Below are 452 nucleotides of genomic sequence, written 5' to 3' on the forward strand. Positions count from 1 at the left end.
CGCTTCTGCATTTCGTGCAGCAGCGTGACCAGAATGCGGCAGCCCGATGCGCCGATCGGATGCCCGATCGCGATGGCCCCGCCGTTCACGTTGATCTTTTCCTGATCCCAGCCCATCTGCTTGTGCACCGCCAGCGCCTGCGCGGCGAACGCCTCGTTGATCTCCATCAGATCGAGATCGTCGATGCTCCAGCCCGCGCGTTCCAGACAGCGCTTCGATGCCGGCACCGGGCCCATGCCCATGATCTTCGGATCGACGCCCGCGCTCGCGTACGCCTTGATGCGCGCGAGCGGCGTGAGACCCAGCGCTTCGGCCTTCTTCGCCGACATCACGACTACAGCCGCCGCGCCATCATTGATGCCCGATGCGTTCGCCGCCGTCACCGTGCCTTCCTTCGAGAACGCGGGCTTCAGTCCCGCGAGCGCTTCGGCGGTGACGCCGTGGCGCACGAA

The 452-nt window shown here is 66.2% G+C and carries 1 protein-coding gene; it reads right to left on the reverse strand.

The features are described 5' to 3' along the window. A partial coding sequence (locus NCR34_RS27930) for a thiolase family protein (protein WP_502800136.1) occupies positions 1-452 on the reverse strand: 452 nt, incomplete at both ends.

Source organism: Caballeronia sp. GAWG1-5s-s, from assembly GCF_023631445.1.
In the GTDB taxonomy this organism is placed as follows: domain Bacteria; phylum Pseudomonadota; class Gammaproteobacteria; order Burkholderiales; family Burkholderiaceae; genus Caballeronia.